Here is a 1,505-nt window from a genome sequence, read left to right on the forward strand (position 1 = left end):
GGGTGGTTGTGGGGGCGGTCATGGTGCTGTGGGGCGGGTTTAAACGGGCGTAACACTTGCGACGGAAGTAGGAACCAGTGACCTACCCAGACATCGCTCTCCTCGTCGACGGGGAAGAGGTCCACGAAACCGGGGCGAGCCTGCCCATTGTCAACCCGGCCGACGAATCCGTGCTCGGACAGTTGCCGCTCGCGGACCGGTCATTGCTGGCGCGGGCCGTCACCGCCTCGGGCGAAGGTTTTGAGAGCTGGCGGGCCGCGGATCCCCGGGAACGGGCCCGTGCACTGTCGGGTGCCGCAGACATTCTCGAGGAGAGACTTCCCGAAATCAGCCGCGCTCTCACCCTCGAGCAGGGCAAGCCGCTTCGCGAATCGGACGCGGAGTGGCGTGCCACGATCGACGTCCTGCGGTGGTTCGCCGAGGAATCCACACGTATCTACGGCCGGGTGATTCCCGGTGGCGGCGGATCGCGGCACCTCGTCGTCAGCGAGCCAGTGGGTCCCGTCTTCGCACTCACCCCCTGGAACGCCCCGGCGTTGACCGTGGGTCGCAAGCTGGCACCGGCCCTGGCTGCCGGATGCTCGGTCATCCTCAAGGCAGCATCGGAAACACCATCGGCTGCCTGCACCATCGTGTCCGCGTTGCACGCCGCAGGCGTGCCTCAGCGGGCTGTGCAAGTCGTCTTCGGTGAACCCTCCGAGGTCTCGGAGTTCGTGATCAGCAGTCCGGCCATCCGGAAGGTCTCCTTCACCGGATCCACGACAGTGGGACGAATCATCGCCCGCCTCGCGGGCGACGGACTCAAACGCTCGACGCTCGAACTCGGTGGACACGCACCTGTGCTCGTGTTCCCAGACGGCGACGTGAAGTCGGCAGCGCGCGACGCCGTGCTGTGGAAGTACCGCAACGCCGGGCAAATATGCGCCTCGCCAACCCGGTTCCTGGTGCACGAGTCCGTGATCGACGAGTTCACCGATGCCTTCGTCTCCGCGGCCTGCGAGATCCGGATCGGCAACGGTCTCGACGAGGACACCGACATGGGCCCATTGATCTCACGTCGACGCGTCGAGGCTGTCGATGCCCTCGTCAAGGATGCCGTCCACAAAGGTGCCACACTCCTGACCGGGGGCATCGGACCGGAACCGAACGGCTTCTTCTACCGCCCCACCGTGCTCGGCAGGGTGAGCAAAAACGCGCTGATCATGTCGGAGGAACCATTCGGTCCAGTCGCACCGATCACATCATTCGCCACCTACGAAGAAGCGATCGCCGAAGCCAACTCCGTCCCAGTCGGCCTCGCTGCCTTCGTCATAACCGGATCCAACCGAATCGCCCGCGCAGCGACACACGATCTCCAGGCCGGAGTCGTGGGAATCAACGACTACAACTGCTCACGCTGCGAGATCCCATTCGGCGGCGTCAAGGACACCGGCTGGGGCCAAGAGGGCGGAACAGAGGGAATCGAACCCTACCTGATCCACAAAACAGTACTCAGCGCCTGATCA

At 64.6% G+C, this 1,505-nt stretch carries 1 protein-coding gene; it reads left to right on the forward strand.

Annotated elements, in window-relative coordinates:
- The first annotated feature begins 77 nt into the window (after positions 1-77).
- Positions 78-1,502: an NAD-dependent succinate-semialdehyde dehydrogenase gene (locus AC07CM_RS50935; RefSeq protein ID WP_478883365.1), complete on the forward strand. Its 1,425-nt coding sequence runs from the start codon at positions 78-80 to the stop codon at positions 1,500-1,502.
- Positions 1,503-1,505 lie beyond the last annotated feature (3 nt).

The organism is Streptomyces sp. NPDC044061 (assembly GCF_056434305.1).